This window comes from Photobacterium alginatilyticum, from assembly GCF_009910675.1.
GTDB lineage: Bacteria > Pseudomonadota > Gammaproteobacteria > Enterobacterales > Vibrionaceae > Photobacterium > Photobacterium alginatilyticum.
Window position 1 is genome coordinate 1 of record NZ_RSEJ01000119.1, and the last position, 1,211, is coordinate 1,211.

The window sequence follows — 1,211 nt, forward strand, 5'->3', positions numbered from 1 at the left end:
AGAAAAGGAGGATACGGACAAAATCGATCAAACGAAAGAGATCCGAGTGAATAGAAAAGAAAAAAAAAAAAGATTAATACATAAGATAAATACAAAAAAAGATTAATACATAAGATAAATACAAAAAAAGATAAGAYGAGATGCGYCCMCCCCCTACATATTTGATGCCYTCTCCTAKAAARAAACTTATAATACCAACKCCATTCGTAATTCCATCAATTAKCYGTCTATCAAYAAAATCMRTKAATTCTGYCAATACTCTTATRCCTYTAGTTAAGAATGTTGCATAAAAAGCATCAATATAACCACGRTTMTCYGACCAATTATATATKATATTTATCRTTTTATCCCMAAAATTTCTTKTMGATCTKATTTTAACAAATGAATTAATTAAATCCAAATTTTTAAAAGATGAATAAATAGGTTTATATAAAAAGAGCGCTATAAATATTCCGAAATAGGCTATACTGACTGAAAAAATTGCATCTTTTCCAAATTCATACCAATTCATTGAATTTTTCACATTTTGATGTAAAAGATTTATCGAAGGACTTAACCATTTGGATAATATATCCAAATCTATTCCTTCTTGGTTGAAAGGAATTYCTATAGATCCAACRCAYAAAGTAAATARGAACAATACAAGTAKAGGAAATAACATAGTATTATCKGATTCATAAGGATATGAGTMATTTGYTTTATTRCCAAAATKAGAAATAGTAATAAAAGGYCGTGTCATCTCTCTTAYATTYTCATCAATTCYATATGTCTTCTTTGTTTTTAAYAAAGYACTTTCATTATTATTCATTAATAACCAAATMTTTTTGTTMMTATTTTTTRYATTTCYTTTACCCCATAGAGAAATTGACTGARTAYTTGTTTTACCATTGTAATTTTKAMAATAAAMATTACAATGTCCCTCAAAAGTAAGTAAATAGATCCTAAACATATAAAATGCAGTTAATCCTGCCGTGGACCAAGCTATTAATGCRAAMGTMGGCSAATACAACCAAGTATCATTAAGAATCTCATCTTTGGACCAAAAACAAGCAAGGGGCGGAATACCACAAAGAGATAGTGTACCYAATAAAAAAGAAWTTTTTGTAATTGGCACATGTTTTGTTAAACCTCCCATAAGAACCATATTTTGACTTTTTTCAGGAGAGTACCCAACAATGGTTTCCATCGCATGAATAACTGATCCCGATCCT

General features: G+C 28.5%; 1 protein-coding gene. It reads right to left on the reverse strand.

Features of this window, described 5'->3' with window-relative positions:
• Positions 1 to 73: 73 nt before the first annotated feature.
• Positions 74 to 1,186: a proton-conducting transporter transmembrane domain-containing protein gene (locus EIZ48_RS31445; RefSeq protein ID WP_500690622.1), complete on the reverse strand. Its 1,113-nt coding sequence runs from the start codon at positions 1,184 to 1,186 to the stop codon at positions 74 to 76.
• Positions 1,187 to 1,211: the final 25 nt, after the last annotated feature.